This window comes from Nakamurella sp. PAMC28650 (assembly GCF_014303395.1).
Classification (GTDB): domain Bacteria; phylum Actinomycetota; class Actinomycetes; order Mycobacteriales; family Nakamurellaceae; genus Nakamurella.
Genome location: NZ_CP060298.1, coordinates 815,892 through 835,039 on the forward strand (window position 1 = coordinate 815,892; position 19,148 = coordinate 835,039).

15 protein-coding genes are annotated in these 19,148 nt (G+C 65.8%); 6 read left to right on the top strand and 9 right to left on the bottom strand.

Translation table 11 applies throughout. The annotated features are described in order from the left end of the window. Nucleotides 1-3: 3 nt before the first annotated feature. The gene (locus H7F38_RS03700) at nt 4-852 is read left to right on the top strand and encodes an HAD family hydrolase (RefSeq protein WP_222618418.1); all 849 of its coding nucleotides are present in this window, start codon (nt 4-6) and stop codon (nt 850-852) included. A gap of 179 nt (nt 853-1,031) precedes the next feature. On the opposite strand, the gene H7F38_RS03705 is transcribed toward H7F38_RS03700, so the two are convergent. The 9 genes from H7F38_RS03705 to rpmH form a co-directional block, all read right to left on the bottom strand. Beyond that, on the bottom strand, nt 1,032-2,066 hold the full coding sequence (locus tag H7F38_RS03705) for a ParB/RepB/Spo0J family partition protein (RefSeq protein WP_187092916.1): 1,035 nt from the start codon (nt 2,064-2,066) through the stop codon (nt 1,032-1,034). Beyond that, complete coding sequence (locus H7F38_RS03710) at nt 2,063-3,022, bottom strand: ParA family protein (protein ID WP_187092917.1); 960 nt, start codon at nt 3,020-3,022, stop codon at nt 2,063-2,065. Before H7F38_RS03710 ends, H7F38_RS03705 begins: the two co-directional genes overlap by 4 nt. Before the next feature lie 2,992 nt (nt 3,023-6,014). Next, complete coding sequence (locus H7F38_RS25835; protein WP_255498232.1) at nt 6,015-6,149, bottom strand: hypothetical protein; 135 nt, start codon at nt 6,147-6,149, stop codon at nt 6,015-6,017. Between the two features lie 351 nt (nt 6,150-6,500). Beyond that, complete coding sequence (gene rsmG, locus H7F38_RS03715) at nt 6,501-7,214, bottom strand: 16S rRNA (guanine(527)-N(7))-methyltransferase RsmG (protein WP_222618419.1); 714 nt, start codon at nt 7,212-7,214, stop codon at nt 6,501-6,503. Nucleotides 7,215-7,471: 257 nt separating this feature from the next. Further along, nucleotides 7,472-8,056 carry a R3H domain-containing nucleic acid-binding protein gene (locus tag H7F38_RS03720; protein WP_187092919.1) on the bottom strand — a complete coding sequence of 195 codons (585 nt, stop codon included), beginning with the start codon at nt 8,054-8,056 and terminating at the stop codon, nt 7,472-7,474. A gap of 108 nt (nt 8,057-8,164) precedes the next feature. Then, nucleotides 8,165-9,394, bottom strand: coding sequence for a membrane protein insertase YidC (gene yidC / locus H7F38_RS03725; protein ID WP_187094459.1), 1,230 nt, complete (start codon nt 9,392-9,394; stop codon nt 8,165-8,167). Between the two features lie 53 nt (nt 9,395-9,447). Then, nucleotides 9,448-9,864: a membrane protein insertion efficiency factor YidD gene (gene yidD, locus H7F38_RS03730; RefSeq protein WP_187092920.1), complete on the bottom strand. Its 417-nt coding sequence runs from the start codon at nt 9,862-9,864 to the stop codon at nt 9,448-9,450. Beyond that, nucleotides 9,861-10,259, bottom strand: coding sequence for a ribonuclease P protein component (gene rnpA, locus H7F38_RS03735; protein ID WP_187092921.1), 399 nt, complete (start codon nt 10,257-10,259; stop codon nt 9,861-9,863). The genes yidD and rnpA overlap by 4 nt, the downstream gene beginning before the upstream one ends. A gap of 28 nt (nt 10,260-10,287) precedes the next feature. Continuing rightward, nucleotides 10,288-10,425, bottom strand: a complete 138-nt coding sequence (gene rpmH, locus H7F38_RS03740; RefSeq protein WP_090481643.1) for a 50S ribosomal protein L34 — start codon at nt 10,423-10,425, stop codon at nt 10,288-10,290. Between the two features lie 525 nt (nt 10,426-10,950). Between rpmH and dnaA the strand changes: the two genes are divergently transcribed. The 5 genes from dnaA to gyrB all read left to right on the top strand — a co-directional run bounded on the left by dnaA (nt 10,951) and on the right by gyrB (nt 19,036). Next, nucleotides 10,951-12,495: a chromosomal replication initiator protein DnaA gene (gene dnaA / locus H7F38_RS03745; RefSeq protein ID WP_187092922.1), complete on the top strand. Its 1,545-nt coding sequence runs from the start codon at nt 10,951-10,953 to the stop codon at nt 12,493-12,495. A gap of 1,081 nt (nt 12,496-13,576) precedes the next feature. After that, the gene (gene dnaN, locus H7F38_RS03750; protein WP_187092923.1) at nt 13,577-14,701 is read left to right on the top strand and encodes a DNA polymerase III subunit beta; all 1,125 of its coding nucleotides are present in this window, start codon (nt 13,577-13,579) and stop codon (nt 14,699-14,701) included. Between the two features lie 232 nt (nt 14,702-14,933). Next, the gene (gene recF / locus H7F38_RS03755; RefSeq protein ID WP_187092924.1) at nt 14,934-16,064 is read left to right on the top strand and encodes a DNA replication/repair protein RecF; all 1,131 of its coding nucleotides are present in this window, start codon (nt 14,934-14,936) and stop codon (nt 16,062-16,064) included. Further along, nucleotides 16,061-16,633: a DUF721 domain-containing protein gene (locus tag H7F38_RS03760; protein WP_187092925.1), complete on the top strand. Its 573-nt coding sequence runs from the start codon at nt 16,061-16,063 to the stop codon at nt 16,631-16,633. The genes recF and H7F38_RS03760 overlap by 4 nt, the downstream gene beginning before the upstream one ends. A 450-nt stretch (nt 16,634-17,083) precedes the next feature. Further along, nucleotides 17,084-19,036, top strand: a complete 1,953-nt coding sequence (gene gyrB / locus H7F38_RS03765; protein ID WP_255498234.1) for a DNA topoisomerase (ATP-hydrolyzing) subunit B — start codon at nt 17,084-17,086, stop codon at nt 19,034-19,036. The last annotated feature ends 112 nt before the right edge of the window (nt 19,037-19,148 follow it).

The following is a 19,148-nucleotide window of genomic DNA, read 5'->3' on the forward strand; positions in this document are numbered from 1 at the left end:
CCGATGAGACCTGATCAGGCCGAATCATCGAGCGGGGCGCCGACGATGATCGCCAGTGACCTGGATCGAACGCTCATCTACTCCCCCGGCGCACTGCAGCTATCGGCGGAGGACGACGATCCACCCCACCTGATCTCGGTCGAGATCCTGGATGGGCGTCCGAACTCGTTCATGACGATGGCGGCCGCCCGCCGTCTGGCCGAGTTGTCACGGGTGGGCACGTTCGTGCCGACCACCACCCGGACGATGGCTCAGTACCATCGCGTCCGATTCCCAGGCGTGTCGCCGATGTACGCGATCACCAGCAATGGCGGGAACATCCTTGTCGACGGGCAACCGGATGAGAACTGGCATCGATCCACCGCGTCTGCGATCGCCGCATGCGGCGCCACCCTCGCGGAGGTCAAACAGGAGTTACGCGTCCGAAGTCAGGACGACTGGGCCATCAAGCGACGGGTCGGTGACGATCTGTTCTGCTACATCGTGGTCGATCTGCAGTACCTACCCGATGACTTCATCGAGTCGTGGACGGCATGGTGCGCCGAACGCGACTGGCGTGTGTCGGTCCAGGGACGCAAGATCTATGCGATCCCGCTTCCCCTGTCGAAGGAAAGGGCGATGACCGCCGTGGCTCGCCGCCTCGGCGCCCACCGGGTGGTGGCCGCCGGAGACGGGGCGCTCGATGCCGGGTTCCTCTCCGCTGCCGACGCCGGCATCCGTCCACCTCATGGCGAGTTGGCGGCGGTCAACTGGCAGCATCCGACCGTTCGGGTCGCCGAACGCGTCGGCGTCCTGGCCGCGGACGACATCACCGATTGGTTGGCCGACCAGCTTGGGTTGGGTTCGGACTGAACCGTCGCGAGATGTGAAGCAGCAGAGACGTTCTCGGCATTCTCGATGACATGTACCGCTGAGCTGAGCTGTCCAACGTCACCGTGACGTTACGGGCCTTGGTCCGCCCCAGGACGATGGAAGGTGCGGTTTCGCAAATCTTCGTTTCTGTCGCCGCTGAGCGGCGGGACACCCGGGTGCTAGGCCCGGTCAGCTCCGCCGTTCCGCCGCTTGTCCAAGGCGTCCGGTGCCATGATGGCAATGATTCGCTCGAGGTCGTCAACCGTGGCAAATTCCACGATGACGCGTCCCTTCTGGCGCCCCAGCTCGACTTTGACCCTGGTGTCGAACGTGTCCGAGAGAGCGTTCGCCAACTTGGCCAGTCCCGGCATGACGAGCTTCTTGGGCGTGGCCCGCTTCGGCTTGGCCGTCCGACCGGCCATCAGCACCACTGCCTCTTCGGTACCGCGGACGGAGAGACCTTCGGCCACCACCCGGGTGGCCAGCTCCTCCTGATCGTCGGGATCGTCCAACGAGAGCAGAGCGCGGGCATGGCCGGCCGACAGCACACCGGCTGCCACGCGCCGTTGTACCGGGACCGGCAGCTTCAAGAGGCGAATCGTATTGGAGATGACCGGTCGGCTGCGACCGATCTTCGACGCCAACTCCTCCTGGGTCACGTCGAACTCCTGCAGGAGCTGCTGGTAGGCAGCAGCCTCCTCGAGCGGATTGAGGTTTGCGCGGTGGATGTTCTCCAGCAGCGCGTCCCGCAGTAGCTCGGCATCCTCGGTCTTGCGAATGATCGCCGGGATCGTCTTCAGGCCGATGCGCTGGGCGGCTCGCCAACGGCGCTCCCCCATGACGAGTTCGTAGCCGCTCGCCACCTGCCGCACCACGATCGGCTGCAGGAGTCCGAATTCACGGAGCGAATGTTCCAGCTCGTTCAACGCATCCTCGTCGAACACCGTCCTCGGGTTGCGGGGATTGGGTTTGATGGCGCCGATCGGCACCTCTTCGTACCGGGGTGCGTCAGGAGACAATTCCGCCTTCCGGTCGTCGGGTGCCGACGGGCCATCGTCGCCGACGGCCCTGCCTGTCGCGGCGGCGTCGGGATCGGGTTCATCGGGGCGCTTCGCGGCACCACCCATGAAGACGTCGGACACGACGGTGGTCTGCGGTCCGGTCGGAATGAGTGCGGCCAGGCCGCGGCCGAGGCCACCTTTGGGCTTGGTCATGAAGGCTCCTTTGCGCCGCGTGCGGCGATCTCCCGTGCGGCATCCAGATAGCTCATCGCCCCGCGCGAGCCGGGGTCGTACGTCATCACCGACTGACTGAAGCCGGGTGCCTCGGAGATCTTGACCGAGCGCGGTATCACCGAGGCCAGGACCTTGGGGCCGAAGTGATTGCGGACCTCGTTGGCGACCTGATCCGCGAGCTTCGTCCGGCCGTCGTACATGGTGAGCAGGATCGTGGACACGTCGAGGGTCGGGTTCAGGTGTTGCTTGACCAGATCGATGTTGCGGAGCAGTTGCCCTAGACCCTCGAGCGCGTAGTACTCGCACTGGATCGGGATCAGCACCTCACGGGTGGCGACCATCGCGTTCACGGTCAACAAGCCGAGCGACGGTGGGCAGTCGATGAAGACGTAGTCGAACTCGGCCTCGACGCCGTCGATCGCCTTCTTCAGACGGGACTCGCGCTCGTCCATCGAGACCAGTTCGATCTCTGCGCCGGCAAGATCGATGGTGGCGGGGATGCACCCCAGACGAGGGGCATCCGGACAGGTCTGAATGGCCTCCGCAGCGGTGTACTCCCCGATCAGAACCTCGTAGATCGAGGGTGTTCCGGTCGTCCGTTCCACCCCCAGGGCGGTACTTGCGTTGCCTTGGGGGTCGAGATCGATGACCAGCACATGAAGACCGGCCAACGCCAGCGCCACTGCGATGTTGACGGTGGTGGTGGTCTTGCCGACTCCACCCTTCTGGTTGGCCACACTGAACACCCGGCGTTTGCGCGGCCTCGGCATGGTCAGTTCGCCGCTGCGAACCTTCACGGCCTGACGCGCTGCCCGCGCAATGGGCGTGTCGTCGATCTCCTCTGTTTCACGTGAAACATCGGTCTCGAAACCCACTCGACCTCCTGGTGTGAGGGCCGCCGCGCGTCGGGATACCGACGGAAGCTCGCGACCCATCTCGTGGATCTTGCCCGTGAAGACACTACGCGAGATGAGTATGGCCTACCCGTGGTCAGGACCGGGGCGCCCATCCACATGGGCGAACCTGTCCCGTGCAGCATGGAGGTGCGCGGTTGAAGAACGTCTGAGCCGGTCGGGTCTTGGCGGCTCAAGTCCTGCGGGGCTCAGGTCCTCCGGTGCTCAGGTCCTGCGGGGCTCAGGTCCTTCCGGGGGTCAAGTCCTGCAGGGCGGCAGACCTGAGGCATGCGGCCCGGGCGGGTGTCGATCGCGGCAACCCCCGGTGGGGACTCAGGGATCCCTTGTCGGAACTCTTCGGGCTCCCTACTCGCGCCGAGGAACCAGGCGGGCTGCCGGATCCCGTCGTGCGGTGCTACCAGCGCGCCACCGAGACGTCCGGGGTCACTGCTACCCGTGGCGCCCTGCCGGGCGCTTAGTTCCTGATTCGAAGTGCTCCGCTGCTGTAGGTCCAAGCGTGCTGCGGCCCCCACTGCTGCTCTCACGGTCCGTGCGGGGCCACTCGTTCCGGAAGTGGAAGCTCTACATTGCCCTCGATCGCGCGACTGACGGTGCTCGTTGCGCGGGGCGTCGCCTACACGCAGACGGGCGGGTGAACCCAGTAGGTCGGTGGGTGGGCCCGCACCCAGGCACGGGTGGCTGTCATCACGCCGTCCCCTGCTCATCGCAGCAGCCCAGTCAATGCTCTCGTTGTCCGCGGGGACCAGCCGACGGAGTCCTGTAACGGCGCCCCCGCCGGTGGTTGGGGAAGGTCGGATCGTTGTCGGTGTCCGTTCAGGTCCTGAGGTCGGTCGAAGCCTCGCCATCGCCCGGCCATTGGCGTGGCTACCCGCGCGGTTCGGAGCCCATGGCGAGTCTCGATGGCGGTGTCTGGCCCGGCACATGGGTAGACATCGTTCTTGGCAACGGCCTGGGCCGCCGGCTCGTCCGGCAGTGTCGGCTTGAACGCGGAATCCCAACCGTCATCACCCAGGATCGGGATCACCACTGGCCCGCGCAGAGCCACTCCGTGACTCTGCCTGAGCAGACCAACCCGCCGGCCCCTGGGCCAGTGATCGCGGTTTTCGCCGGCAAGACGGTCTTCGTGCCCGCGGCCGGACTGGACCACGATTGCGGTGCCCGCCCTTCCGCGAAGTGCCCCACTCATTGGGTCTACTAGTGGACCACCACTTCCGTCATCTCCCGCGAGAGGTTTTCCTACTTGCAGGTCCTCCCCGGTCTACGCCCGAAGGGGTGTTGCGTCATCCCGTCGGGGCCCGGGTGGGTTCATTTGGGAGGTCGACCCAGGAAGGACCTTGTCGCTCCGGGACCACTCAGAGCTCGCCGGATCCCGCCGCCGGCGACGGCTCGATCCAGATCGTCTCGTTGAGTTCCGTCCGCACGGGGCCTCTCACCGGCAGGATGGGCCATGTTTCACGTGAAACATGGCCCTCCGGCACGAGCGGATCCTGATCGACCATCGCACGGCCTGACGTGGTCTTCGCGTCCCCGACCAACAACTTCGATGGTGACGATATGCAAGCTTTGGAGCGGACGTGATCCGCTGGCCGGGTCCATTTCGACGTCCGACGCTGCTCGAGGCTGAGTCGCAATGCGGTGCCCGCCGCCAACCGTGCGGCGCATCGTGGGAGGTGCACCCTGTGACCCGAGCGGGTTCGGGTCCTGGTCGCCAGGGTTGGGGCTGCTGGTCGCGTGCTCGGACACGGACCGTTCCAGTTTCCTGGTCAGTTGCATACGACCTACGGTCGGGTGGGGCCAGGTTCATGTACATCAGCACTTACCCTTGGCCGCCGGTACCCATGTTTCACGTGAAACATCGGCGGGGGCGTCACCTCAGATCGCACAGTTTGTGGGTGCGCTCCGAGCACGGGCCCGGCTCCGCCGCCTGCGAGACACAGGACCCGCGCCTCGGCGTAGGTACGGCAAGATGGAGTCCGCCATCGGTGTGCGGAACCGCCAGGGAGGCTTCACCACGAACCCCGCTCAGGCGCCGTGGTCACGGGTGGTCAAGATCCAGGTTCACCCCCTGGCTGCAGCGAGCAGGTGCACTTGTTCTGTTCAAACAGGATGTCGACACCGGATGGTCCGCCGCCTAAGTCCCGGCAGGCCATCGATGCGCAGAACCAGATCAGTAGACGTGCTGCCCGAACCCGATGTTTCACGTGAAACAGCTCGGAAGGGAGATCCTCCATCTCCGAGCTACTGCCCGTGAGTCTGACCAAGAGCCGCGCCGAGTGCCGGTCGGCTGGTCCCCCAGGCCTGCCATCATCCACCATTGACAAGCTTCATCAATCGCTGCACTCGGCGCGCGCCGACTCGATTCTGGTTGGCCAACGGGCACCGCTTTGCGCAGCGCGTCTGAACCACGAACACCCGTCCCGGGCCACCGTCGACGATCTCGTGGGGCGTCGTGGGTCCTCCAGCGGAGACCACTCTTACCTCGCTGATCGGACCAAACGAAAGCCGAACGAAAGCCTCGGACAACCCAGGGCAGGACCTGACCCGTGGCCGATCGGGCAGTCCGCGTCGATACTGCTGTGCACATGATGGTGGCCGACCACGCCCGCTCCGCCGCCGACTGAATCTGGCCCCGCAACGTCCGTCGATCCCGCCCGACCGATGGCGAGCGGGCCAGATGATTCACGGACAATGGACACACGTGACACACGTGGGCGGCGATCCACCACCGATACGATTCAATCCACACAATGCCGGGGTACCGGTTGATGGTGAAATCACACCCCTCCCCCGCACAGACCCATCAGTCGGCTTTGCCAGGAAATCACCTTGGCCGGGAAATCACCGTGCCCATTCACCACCCGCGAATTTCGACGAACTCACCGTCAGCCCCAGGACACTTCCGCGGCTCACCGCATCATCGGCCGAATCCCACATCAGACCGAACCCACGTCAGAGAACCGCGTCCGGACGCATCTTCCGACCTGGCGGCTACACATCAGAGAAATCGCCACGTTCACCCGCCGCCGAACATCGGCGGAATCGGGTACTGGCCGATGAATAGTTCGACGTGGCGCGAACTGGCCCACACGACTGCGGGGGAGTGCCCCCACGCCGCACCGACCGCTCCGAGGCGATTCACATCGTCCATGTAGCGATGTGCGCACCAGTGGACGTTCGTCGCGATCGTCTTCCCCAACCATCCATGGAGGGACAACGAGTACCATCGGCGAACCGCGGATGGAAACGTCACGGTGACAATTCGAGGCCCGGCCTCATCCTCGCTCAGCAGGCACCTCCCAGCCGTCCTCCAGGACCGCACTCGGGCACGATCAGCGCCAGGCGGATCTCATGGCGCGCCGGCCCATCCGCGCCTTGACTGCACTTGGGAATTTACAGGCGGAGGATGCTGAATGCAGATCGCAAATACCAACGAGCTAATGGCCCCACTCCGACCATGGTGACAATCGCACGATCACCCGACGGATCAGCGGCGACCGGATCAGCGACGACCAGGGGGCCGATCAGCTCGTCCTCGAGTCCTACCTACATTCGTATCCGCCCCGGATTTCGCGACCGCGATCCGACGGCCGCGAATCACGACGGTGGCCGGATCGACGAACTCACCACCGACCGTCACCACCTCCAGGTCTACGACTCCGGAATTCGCCACTGCCACACCATCACGGAGGATCTCGTCCGGTGCGCTGGAACCCTTGAGGCCCAACAGTTCTCCACCAATCCGAAGCAGAGGCGCCGACCATGCCGCCAATTTCTCCAATGGCGCCACCGCCCGTGAGGTAACTACATCAGCATCACCGCACTCGCCGATGACCTGCTCGGCCCGACCTCGAACCACACGACAATTCGTCAGGCCCAGGTCCGACACCACCTGCTGAAGAAATACAATTCGCCGCTCCAGCGGCTCGACGAGAACAAACTCGCAATCTGCGCGAGCAATGGCAAGGGGGATACCCGGCAAACCGGCCCCGGAGCCGATATCGAGCACCCGACAGCCTGATGTCAGCAAAGTCCCTACGACCGCCGAATTGAGAACGTGGCGACTCCACAGGCGACCCGTCTCACGCGGGCCGATCAGGCCGCGCACAACCCCGTCGACGGCCAGGCTCGCCACATACCGGCGAGCGAGTCCCACTCGATCTGCGAATACCGACTGCGCCGACACCGGTTCGATCTCGACCCCGGCCGGATCCAAGCCGGGCTCCGCACGGTCATCACGCGCGACACCGCTCCGCGTGCTGCTATTCGGCCCAGATGCCGGGCCGACATCACCATCGGTCATTCGGGCCACTCCATTCCACCGTCAGGTCTGGGCGTCACACGGCCGACCGGAAGCAATTCACCTGCCGGGTCACCACTTCCACCACGAAGCTCTGGCCCGACGAACATTGCCGACGACAGGGGCCCCACCCGTCGAACGCCCGGCGCAGGCACACCGATCGCCGTGCCCCGTCAGGAGGCGGGGCTGATCACCACTCGACGCCGCGGTTCTTCGCCCTCGCTCGACGATTCCACGCCCGACACGGTGGCCACGGCATCGTGCACGACCTTGCGCTCGAACGGGTTCATCGCAGGCATCTTGAAGGCCTCACCGCTGTCGCGTACCTCTTCCGCCGTCGACGTGCCGAGGTCGGTCAGCTCCGTGCGGCGACGAGCCCGGTAGCCGGCCACGTCGAGCATCAGCCGCGACCGTTGACCGGTCTCGGCCGTCGCGGCCAACCTGGTGAGCTCTTGGAGCGCATCGAGTACCTCGCCGCGCTCCCCGACCAGCTTGTCGACATCGCCGTCACCGATGATCGAGACGACCGCACGCTCGCCCTCGACGTCCAGGTCGATGTCGCCGTCGAAGTCCAGGATGTCCAGCAGACGCTCGAGGTAGTCACCGGCCGCGTCGCCCTCGGCGACCAGCAGCTCGTGCTTGCCCAGGCGCTTCCCGTTGTCCTCGCCCGCAACATTCTGGGCGTCACCAGCATCGATGTCAGCATCCTGGCTGATCGGCTCGACGATCTCGTCGGCGATGGTCGTGTTCTCGGTCATGGACTTACCTCTTCCGTTCGCATACAGGTTCATGTTCGAGCGCCGCGCATTTCGCAGGTCGGGGGGATACCGGCACGAATGGCGATGCCGCTCGTCGACCGTGGAGAACTACCGCTGACCCGGCTTCCTCTTCTTGGCGTTGGACGGAGCGGATCGGGGCTTCGGCTTCGCAGCCCCGGCCCCGGCGACCGAGCCGGCCGCCAGATCGGGGGCACTGCCACCACTGGTCGTACCGACACCGTTGGTCGTACCGATACCGTTCGTCGATGGGTTGCCGTTCGACGAGGCGACGCCGTTCTTCGTCAATGAAGGAGGTGCGCCCGCTCCGCTGCGCACTCTCGACGAACCGTCGTCGGGGCCGTTCCCCGAGCGATTTCCAGGCTTGGAGGACGGTTGGACGACGCTGCGCTTCGCACCGGCAGCGGGTCGCGCACCAGCGGCGGGCTTCGCGCCGACCGCCGGCTTGGCACCGACCGCCGGCTTGGTCACCGGACGAGCACCCGGCGCGGGCTTGGAGAACTTCGCAGCTTCTCTGGCCTCCTCGACGACCATCGACTCGGCAAGCAGCTTCTTGTCCTGGATCCGGTGGGCGAAGTACAGCTGGCCGAAAGTCCAGGTGTTGTTGGAGAGCCAGTAGAACAGGATGGCAAGCGGGAAGAACGGACCACCGATGACGACGAACAACGGAAAGACGTACTGCATGAGCTTGTTCATGATCGCGGCCTGCGGAACCGCCTCGTTGTCGCCCTGCATCTGCTTCTGGCGTGCAACGGACCGGCGGCTGGTGAGGAACGTGGCGATACCGGCCAGGATGGTCAGCGGGATACCGACCGCGATCACGGTGGAACGAATGCCGTCGAGACCGTCGGGTCCGAGGCCGATCTGCTTCGCGGTGCTGACCAGGGGCTGGGTCATGTAGGACGACAGCGGTGCTCCACCAAACAACTTCGCATGGACGAAGGAGGACACGTCCGACGCGCCGAAGAAGTAGTTCTCCTGCTGATTGGGCTTGAAGGATCGCAACACGTGGAACAGGCCGATGAAGACCGGAGCCTGGATCAACGCGGGCAGGCAGCCGCCCAGCGGGTTGACTCCGGCTTCCTTGTTGAACTTCTGCATCTCCTCGGCGAGGCGGGTGCGGTCATCCTTGTACTTCTCCCGGAGCTTCTTGAGCTCGGGCGCGACGGCCTGCATCTTCATCTGCGAGTTCATCTGCCCCATGAAGGGCTTGAAGAGAAGACTTCGCAGGGTGAAGACGAGGAAGATGACCGACAGCACCCAGGCCCACGGGTTGCCGTCACCCAGCACCTGTCCGAAGATCTTGTGCCACACCCACATGATCCCGGAGACCGGGTAGTAGATGTAGTCGAGGGAGAAGAAGTCAAAACTCTTCACGCGGCATTGCTCCGGGGGGTCGGCGGTTCGGCTGCTGCCGACCGCGCATCTGTGGTCAGAAGGACGGGCAGCCCCGCCTCTTCCTGTCTCCTGCTGGAAGAGTCGATGGATCGCTCAGCATTCATCTGGCGATCCGACACGGGATTCACAGTCACTGAACTTTCAGAACGACCGTGGCGTTCCCGAGCGGGCGGAACCGGGTCGTACCCGCCGCGGTGCCATGGGTGACAGCGGCTGATCCGACGGACCGACACCCAGCTTCCCCTCACGGCACCGTGCTGAAGCAACGCATCGACGGCGTAGGCGCTACAACTGGGCTCGTAACGGCAGGTGGCCGGCAGGGCTGGAGAGACGAACCGCCGGTAGAAGCGGATCGGAGCGAGCAACGCCCGGGTCGCGAACGAAGTCGTCATGCCGGATCTCCCTTCAGTGGCGTCGGCGAGGCTGGCGCCCTCCCGGCCCCGGTACCCAATTTTCGCACTGCCGCGCGCAACCCGGACTCCAGATCGCCACCGAGTTCGGTGCTGGAGGCGGAAGCCGCCGAAGGGAGGGCACGGACGACCACGGCCGTCCCGGGAGCCAGCGCACTCAGTTGTTCGCGAACGAGCGGCCGAAGACGACGGGTGACGCGGTGACGGACCACCGAGTTCCCCACTTTGGCAGAAACGACAAATCCGGCGCGGGGTGGCACGTCCTGACCTGTGGACAGGACGTGGACCACCAAACGCCGGGTGCCGGCACGACGGCCGGCCCGCACGACCGACGCGAAGTCAGCTGCAGAGCGTAGTCGCGCACCCATGGGCAGCACCTACGCGGCAGTGCGGTCGAAGTCGATGTCAGGCCGAAATCTTGTCGCGGCCCTTGCCGCGGCGGGCCGACAGGATCGCGCGGCCGGCACGGGTCCGCATACGCAGGCGGAAACCGTGGACCTTCGCGCGGCGACGGTTGTTGGGCTGGAAGGTGCGCTTGCTCAAGGTGATCTCTCCAAGGTTCGAACTGCGGGACTACGTGCTCCGCCGGTGGACGTCATGCCGTCGACCTGCCGTTGTTCGGCCGGTTCGCACACGAACAGCTCGGACCGGTGGGATGTCCCATCGGCCGCGACGCCGTTCATCACCAGGACAAACCGCTTCAGGCCATGGTTCACACGGCATGCAGCCCCCGGCACCGTACGGGTCTGAACCCAGGGTAGAGACAGAAGGTCGTAGGGGTCAAACCCGGCGGTCCCAGACTTTCGCGACACGCCGATCGAAATACTTGCCTGGACCGGGCACCTTGTGGGATCGACCGATGTGTTGTTAGCTTTCCCCGGCCACGGCCCGCAGAATCGGACCGCCACCCGTACGTGATCCCAACGCCCAAGCTGCTCGGCTGTTGACCGACTGCTGCCGACGTCGTAGACCGCTGTGTGATAGGTGTCGACCGACAGTTGTCCACACCCGGTGGACAACTCTGTGGATGGACGACGACGGCACGGCAGGAACGGGAGGGATTTCTCAGTGGCGGACGATCCTGCCGACCTACAGGCCGTGTGGCAGCAGGTGGTGGCGGATCTTTCCTCCTCACTTTCCTCCCACCAGCGCGCTTGGCTGGCCATCACCGATCTCGTCGGCCTGATCGGCACGACCGCGTTGATCGCAGCCCCGTCGGGTTTCGCCAGGGACACCATCGAGCGGACACTTCGCGAGCCGATCACCGCCGCGCTGTCTGCGCGCATGCAGCTCCCGATCAGTCTGGCCGTGACCGTCAGCGAGAGTGCCGCTGCATCGCCGGGCCCCGAGCTGGCTGGTCTGGAGTCGGGGGACGGCATCGCCGGCCCGATGACAGCGGGCAGCGCGCTCGGTCATGTGAACGGTGGGATCAACGGCGCCGTCAACGGCGCGTCCACAGCGTCGAAGGACACCGACGACGACGACTACGTCGACGAGGAGGCCGACGCCCTTGCGACGGTCACCGAGATCTGGCCGACCTACGCGGTGCGCCGCGACACGGCACCGGCCAGCTCTGCACAGACGCGGTTGAACGACAAGTACCACTTCGAGACGTTCGTCATCGGCTCGTCCAACCGCTTCTCGCACGCGGCCGCTGTTGCGGTGGCCGAGGCGCCGGCGGTCGCCTACAACCCGCTCTTCATCTGGGGCGACTCCGGCCTGGGCAAGACCCACCTGCTGCACGGGATCGGGCACTACGCCCAGCGGCTCTTCCCCGGCATCCGCGTGCGGTACGTCTCCAGCGAGGAGTTCACCAACGATTTCATCAACTCGCTCCGCGACGACCGGAAGGTGGCCTTCCAGCGCCGCTACCGCGACGTCGACGTGCTGCTGGTGGACGACATCCAGTTCCTGGAGGGCAAAGAGGGCACCCAGGAGGAGTTCTTCCACACCTTCAACACCCTCTACAACGCCAACAAGCAGATCGTCATCTCCTCTGACCGGGCCCCCAAACGGCTGGAAACCCTGGAGGACCGACTGCGGACGCGCTTCGAGTGGGGCCTGACCACCGATATCCAGCCGCCGGAACTGGAAACGCGCATCGCGATCCTTCGCAAGAAGGCCTCGCTGGACGGCCTGAACGCTCCTGACGACGTCATGGAGTTCATCGCCAGCCGGATCGAGCGCAACATCCGTGAGCTCGAGGGCGCACTGATCCGTGTGACGGCGTTCGCGTCGCTCAACAAGCAGCCCGTGGACCTGTCGCTCGCGCAGATCGTGCTCCGGGACCTGATCAGGGACTCGGTGTCCAACGACATCGACGCCGCGACGATCATGGCGGTCACGGCTGAGTACTTCAACGTGACCCTCGACGAACTCTGCGGGCAGTCCAAGACGAGGGCGATCGCCTCGGCACGGCAGATGGCCATGTACCTGTGCCGTGAGCTCACCGACCTGACGCTGCCGAAGATCGGCACCACCTTCGGCGGCCGCGACCATACGACCGTCATGCACGCGGCCAAGAAGATACGCACCGAGATCGCCGAACGACGCCAGACCTACGACCACGTCCAGGAGCTCTCGGCCCGCATCCGCGACCGTTCGCGTCGCTGACCCTCCCGCCGTCGGGACGTCCCGGCCTGCGACCGACTGGTCGCACATCATGCAGACGCGCAGTCCGGCATGCGACTTCCAGACGCGCCACCGCCTGCTGTGCGACCCGCCGACGTGCGTCGCCCGACGGACGCCCTGTCGGCACGTCGCCGGGCGACGCACGCCCTGCCGGCACGTCGCCGGGCGACGCACGCCCTGCCGGCGCGCCACCGGCCGACTCACGACCTGCCGGCACGCCGCCGGCCGACGATCCACCGGCCGACCCCCGTCTGCCACGGCAGGGGGTCCCGTCCGGCCGTGGTCACCGTGGTCGTCGGACCCTGGTGGCCTCTCGCCGCCCTCAGAGGAACGTGGCGCGACTCCTTTGCACAAAGGGGACCGACCACCGACTGCTGTGCCTTCGATTTCACTCGCGGCACGGACGCCGGTGGGACACAAACGGGCCGGATGCTCTGCGCCCGATGACGCCACGCCGGGAGCGCCACGCCGGGAGACGAACTAATTTGGCGTTCTTCCGACCATGCACATCGTGTGCACAACTCTGTGGATGAAGGGGGATCAAACGGGGACAACTCCAGCCCGGTCCGATCGGTCCCCAATGCCGGAGGTTGTCCACCGTGGCCGTGCATGGGTCCGTCCCCACCTCGCCACGCCGTGCCCCCTGCGTCGATCAGGCTCCGTCCACACCATCCACAGTGCTTACTGTTACTACTGTTTTTCTCTTCTGGAGAGAAGCACTTCAAGGTTGAGTGTGTGCATCGCCCGGAACGACCCGTCGGCCGGAACCACCCTGGGGTGACGCGGGCCCCGAGTTGGCCGTACGGTTGCACTCCCCGGAGCAGAACAAGCCACCGATACCCGAAGACCAGCGCAGCCAGTCCGACCAACGTCAACACACCACCCGTTCGCACACCACGCACCTCCCCCAGGCCTCGGATCTTCGTCACCACATTCGAGTACCTACCACCGACAGTCAGCCTGACCTGCACAGACCTACTCGAAGACCGTCGGCCACGACGTCCATCACCAGCCCTGCGCGGCCTATCAGCCGCATTTGACCAAGGTCCATTTCGGAGGATCGATGAAGTTCCGCGTCGCCCGCGAAGATCTCGCTGACGCAGTCGCCTGGGTAGCCAAGTCGCTGCCCAGTCGCCCGCCGGTGCCAGTGCTCGGCGGAATCCTGCTCGAGGTCGACGGTTCGATCCTGGTCGTCGCCGGATTCGACTACGAGGTCTCCACCAGGGCCGAGGTGTCCGTGGACGCCGATTCCGCCGGTCGGGTGCTCGTGTCCGGACGTCTTCTGGCCGAGATCACCAGGGCGCTTCCTTCGGGCAAGCCGGTGGAGATCCAGACCGACGGGTCCCGCGTCGTGATCACCGGAGGGTCGGCCCGGTTCACGCTGCCGACGATGCCGGTCGAGGACTACCCGCCGCTGCCGGCGATGCCGGCGGCCTCGGGCAAGGTGAATGCCGCGGCCTTCGCCGAAGCCGTCGTCCAGACAGCCGTCGCCGCCGGGCGCGACGACACGCTGCCGATGCTGACCGGTGTGCGGGTCGAGATCGAGGGGGAGAAGCTGACCCTCGCCGCAACCGACCGCTTCCGTCTGGCGGTGCGGGAGCTGTCCTGGACCCCGGATGCACCGGACATGTCCACCTCGGTGCTCGTGCCGGCGCGGACGCTGGCCGATGCCGCCAAGAGTCTTGGTGGTTCCAACGAGGTGATCGTCGGCCTGGGCGACGGATTGCTCGGACTGCAGGCCGGCGGCCGCCGCACCACCGTCCGTCTGCTGGACGTCGAATTCGTGAAGTACCGCTCGTTGCTGCCCAGCGAGCACACCACGACGGTTGACGTGCCGGTCGGCGAACTGGGTGAGGCGATCAAGCGCGTTGCCCTGGTCACCGACCGTGGCCATCACCTGCGGATGCAGGTCACCGACGGCGTGCTGACCCTTACGGCGGGCGGCGATGACGAGGGGCGCGCCGAGGAGGAACTCGGCGTGGAGGCCGATGGAGCCGAACTGCTGATCGCGTTCAACCCCTCCTATCTGCTGGACGGTCTCGGGGTGCTGCATTCGGACACCGTGCGCCTGGCCTTCACCACGCCTTCGCGGCCGGCGCTGCTTCTTCCGCTGATCACCAAGGACGAGGAGCACACGGTCGACCCGGCCTACCGCTACCTGGTGATGCCGGCCCGTCTCCCGGGCTGATGCCATGCGCGGGGCCGACTCTGGGTGGCGTGGATCAACTTCCCAGGCATGGACGAAAATGACGACTCCTGTCACTCTCGTCCCAAATCGAGCATGTTGATCCATGCAGGGCCGGGACAAACGGGTGCGGACCCAGCGCTCGCCGAACCAACGAGCACCGACGCCCCAGACACAGACCTGGCGGATGCGGATCGGGGAAAAGTGCTGATCCCGGTGGGCAGGGGCTGAGACGATGTACGTCCGTCATCTGTCCCTCGTCGACTTCCGTTCCTGGCCGACCGCCGAGTGGCCGCTCACGCCCGGTGCCAACGTCCTGATCGGCCGCAACGGAGCGGGCAAGACCAACCTGGTCGAGGCGCTGGGCTACCTGGCCACACTGTCGTCGCACCGTGTCGCCTCCGATGCACCGTTGATCGCCCGCGGCGCCGAGCGGGGCATCATCCGGGCGGCCGTCGTGTCGGCCGGCCGCGAATTGATGCTTGAGGTGGAGATCACCGCAGGCAGGGCCAACCGGGCCCGGATCAACCGCGCCCCGGTGACCAGGGCCAGGGACATCCTCGGTGTCTTGCGCACGGTGCTCTTCGCTCCGGAGGATCTTGCCCTGGTGCGGGGTGACCCGTCCGAGCGACGCAAGTTTCTGGATGACGTCCTGATCATGCGGACCCCGCGGCTCGCGGGGGTGAAATCGGACTACGACCGGGTCCTGAAGCAGCGCAGCGCACTGTTGAAATCGGCCGGGCCGCGCCGCCGGACCCCCGGGGCCGACCTGTCCACCCTGGACGTCTGGGACGAGCACCTGGCCGCGGCCGGTGCAGCGCTGCTGCTGGCCAGGCTGGACCTGGTCGCCGAGATCAACCCCCACGTGGTGGCCGCCTACGCCGACATCGCGCCCGCGTCGGCCGCCATCGATCTGGTGTACCGCTCGTCGTTGGGCGACGCGCTGCCCGCTGCCGGACGGACCGAATCGGATCTGCGGGCGGCCCTGCTGGAGGAGATGACGAAACTTCGGCAGCAGGAATTGGAACGCGGCGTCTGCCTGGTCGGTCCGCACCGTGACGACCTGGAACTCAGACTGGGGGAGGGGCCGGCCAAAGGCTATGCGTCGCATGGTGAGTCGTGGTCGTTGGCACTCGCGCTGAAGCTCGGCGCCTTCTCCCTGCTGCGGTCGGACGGCGTCGACCCCGTGTTGGTACTCGACGACGTGTTCGCCGAGCTCGACACGTCGCGGCGTGACAGGCTGACGGAGTTGGTGGCCGACGCCGACCAGGTGCTCATCACCGCAGCGGTTCTCGGCGATGTTCCGCCCGCGTTGGCCGGTAGTCGTCATCTCGTGATCGACGGCAGGATCGAGGCGGTGGCATGACGGACGACGTCAGCTCTGGTACGTCGGGCAAGAAGACAGGGTCGGAGCGGCGCGGGGCCGACCTGGCCCGTGACGCGCTCGCGGCGGCCCGTGAACAGAGTGCCGCGCGCCGGAAGGCAGCGGCCCGCAATGCCGACGCCAATCCGAAGGGTCGCCGATCCGGTTCTGCCGCATCGCTCCAGCGACGACGTTGGTCCGGATCTGGACCGGATTCCCGCGATCCAGCGCCGCTGGGCGCCACTTTGAAGCGCTGGATCGGGGACGCCGGAGCCGGTGCCGACCTGACGAAGGCCACCGTGCTGGGACGGTGGAAGGAGATCGCCGGGCCCAAGATCGCCGACCACTGCGAACCGATCTCGCTGATCGACGGCGAGCTCGTCCTGCGAGCCGAGTCAACCGCCTGGGCCACCCAGCTGCGTGGTCTCGCTCCGCAGATCGTCGCGAAGATCAACAAGGAGGTCGGACACGGTTCCGTCCTCCGGATCCGCGCCCTGGGTCCGTCAGGTCCGTCCTGGAGGTTCGGGCCACGTCATGTTTCCGGTCGGGGACCCCGCGACACCTATGGCTGAGCCGGCCTCCTGGCGTCGCCCTGTGTGGATCGATGATCGACCCGGCCCGGATCAGCCGTGCCTGGCGTGGATCAACATCGCAGGCATGGACGAAAGTTGACGATTTGGTACGGGCGGGACAGAAGTTGTCGAGTTCGTCCATGCCTGCGAAGTTGATCCACGCGGCAGAGGGGCGAATCCGGGCGATTGAGCCGGGCCGATCACTCTCCCAGGGGGCTCCGAAGCCGCAACGGGCGAATCAGGGCCTCCATTGGCACGCTGTTGTCGGTCCGACCTAGTAGAATCGAGGGTGCGGGGCTTTTCCGGGTTCTATCGACGTCTCACCTGCCTGCCGTGGCTCGAGGGGTACCTCGGGCGGGCTCGGCCGGGGGACATCGGTGGTCGGAGATGCTTCGTGAGTACTCCATGCCGTGACTGCGCGCGGCCGAACAGAGAGAAGCGAAGGCACCTGTGGCCAACAAGAACGAGTACGGCGCATCCTCGATCCGCGTGCTGGAGGGCCTCGATGCCGTCCGCAAGCGGCCCGGCATGTACATCGGCGACACCGGCCCGACCGGCCTGCACCACCTCGTCTGGGAAATCGTCGACAACTCGGTCGACGAGGCGATGGCCGGCTTCGCGGACACCGTCAGGGTCACGCTCCGCGCCGACGGCGCCGTCGAGGTCATCGACAACGGCCGCGGCATCCCGGTCGCCATGCACCCGACCGAGAAGCGGCCGACCGTCGAAGTGGTCATGACGGTCCTGCACTCCGGCGGCAAGTTCGACTCCGATTCCTACGCGGTCTCCGGTGGGCTCCACGGAGTCGGCATCTCGGTGGTCAACGCCCTGTCCACCAGGGTCGACATGGAGATCCATCGCGACGGGTCCGCCTTCGCACAGACCTACACCGATCAGAAGCCCGGTCCCTTGACGACGATCGGCAAGTCGACCAAAACCGGTACCACCATTGCTTTCTGGCCCGACGGCTCGATCTTCGAAACCGTCGAGTTCTCGTTCGACACGATCACCCGCCGGCTGCAGCAGATGGCGTTCCTGAACAAGGGCATGACGATCATCCTGCGGGACGAGAGGCCCCATCACACCGGTGACGACGGCGAGGACTCGGTCCCCGTCGAGAAGGTCTTCCACTACCCGGGCGGGCTGGTCGACTACGTCCGTCATCTGAACGCCACGAAGGAGCCGGCGCATCCGACCATCATCGGCTTCGAGTCGAAGGCCGAGACGATGGAGGTCGAGGTGGCGATGCAGTGGAACATGTCCTACAACGAATCAGTCCACTCCTTCGCGAACACCATCAACACGCTCAACGGCGGCACCCACGAGGAAGGCTTCCGGACCTCCCTCACCACCGTGGTGAACAAGTACGCGACCGAGAAGAAGCTGCTCAAGGAGAAGGACGACAAGCTCTCCGGCGAGGACGTCCGCGAAGGCCTGGCGGCGATCATCTCCATCCGGTTGCGCGAGCCGCAGTTCGAGGGTCAGACCAAGGGCAAGCTCGGCAACACCGAGGCCAAGTCCTTCGTGCAGAAGGCCTGCAACGAGTGGTTGACGGATTGGTTCGAGCGCAACCCCGCCGAGGCCAAGACGATCATCTCCAAGGCCATCTCGTCCTCGCAGGCCCGCTCGGCGGCCCGTCGCGCACGAGATCTGGTGCGCCGCAAGGGTGCGCTCGAGATCGGCGGCCTTCCCGGCAAGCTCAAGGACTGCCGCTCGACCGACCCGGAGAAGTCCGAGTTGTACATCGTCGAAGGTGACTCGGCCGGTGGCAGTGCCGGTGCCGGCCGGGATTCGATGACGCAGGCCATCCTGCCGATCCGCGGCAAGATCATCAACGTGGAGAAGGCCCGGATCGACCGGGTACTGAAGAACACCGAGGTCCAGTCGCTGATCACGGCCCTGGGTACCGGCATCCACGACGAGTTCGACGTCAGCAAGCTCCGTTACCACAAGCTGATCCTGATGGCCGACGCCGACGTCGACGGCCAGCACATCCGCACCCTGCTGCTGACATTGCTGTTCCGCTTCATGCGGCCGCTGGTCGAGGAGGGCTACGTCTACCTGGCCTGCCCGCCGCTGTACAAACTGAAGTGGTCCAAGGGCGGTCAGGAGTTCGCGTACTCCGACCGGGAGCGCGACGGCCTGATCAAGATCGGCAACGAGGCCGGCCGCCGTCTGCCCAAGGACGATGGCATCCAGCGGTACAAGGGGTTGGGCGAGATGGACGCCAAGGAACTGTGGGAGACCACCATGGACCCGGCTCATCGACTGCTGATGAAGGTCACGCTCGATGACGCCGCCACGGCAGATGAGCTGTTCTCGGTCCTGATGGGTGAAGACGTCGAGGCCCGCCGTTCGTTCATCACCCGCAATGCCCGGGATGTCCGTTTTCTCGACTTCTAGACGACGTGGGGGCCCAAGGGTTCTCACCGAGAACCTGTGGGCTGACCTCGTGGTGCCCGGTTCTGCCGATCAAGCCCGCCCGTTTGTGCACAGTGTTCATCCACATGTGGAC

What these genes read in the sequence shown, in the direction of transcription:
- H7F38_RS03720 (WP_187092919.1), bottom strand. Translation starts at nt 8,056, where the DNA reads ATGACCGAGAACACGACCATCGCCGACGAGATCGTCGAGCCGATCAGC.
- H7F38_RS03710 (WP_187092917.1), bottom strand. Translation starts at nt 3,022, where the DNA reads ATGGGTCGCGAGCTTCCGTCGGTATCCCGACGCGCGGCGGCCCTCACA.
- H7F38_RS03760 (WP_187092925.1), top strand. Translation starts at nt 16,061, where the DNA reads ATGACGGACGACGTCAGCTCTGGTACGTCGGGCAAGAAGACAGGGTCG.
- yidC (WP_187094459.1), bottom strand. Translation starts at nt 9,394, where the DNA reads ATGTGGGTGTGGCACAAGATCTTCGGACAGGTGCTGGGTGACGGCAAC.
- H7F38_RS03705 (WP_187092916.1), bottom strand. Translation starts at nt 2,066, where the DNA reads ATGACCAAGCCCAAAGGTGGCCTCGGCCGCGGCCTGGCCGCACTCATT.
- H7F38_RS03700 (WP_222618418.1), top strand. Translation starts at nt 4, where the DNA reads ATGAGACCTGATCAGGCCGAATCATCGAGCGGGGCGCCGACGATGATC.
- H7F38_RS25835 (WP_255498232.1), bottom strand. Translation starts at nt 6,149, where the DNA reads ATGGACGATGTGAATCGCCTCGGAGCGGTCGGTGCGGCGTGGGGGCAC.
- dnaN (WP_187092923.1), top strand. Translation starts at nt 13,577, where the DNA reads ATGAAGTTCCGCGTCGCCCGCGAAGATCTCGCTGACGCAGTCGCCTGG.
- recF (WP_187092924.1), top strand. Translation starts at nt 14,934, where the DNA reads ATGTACGTCCGTCATCTGTCCCTCGTCGACTTCCGTTCCTGGCCGACC.
- yidD (WP_187092920.1), bottom strand. Translation starts at nt 9,864, where the DNA reads ATGACGACTTCGTTCGCGACCCGGGCGTTGCTCGCTCCGATCCGCTTC.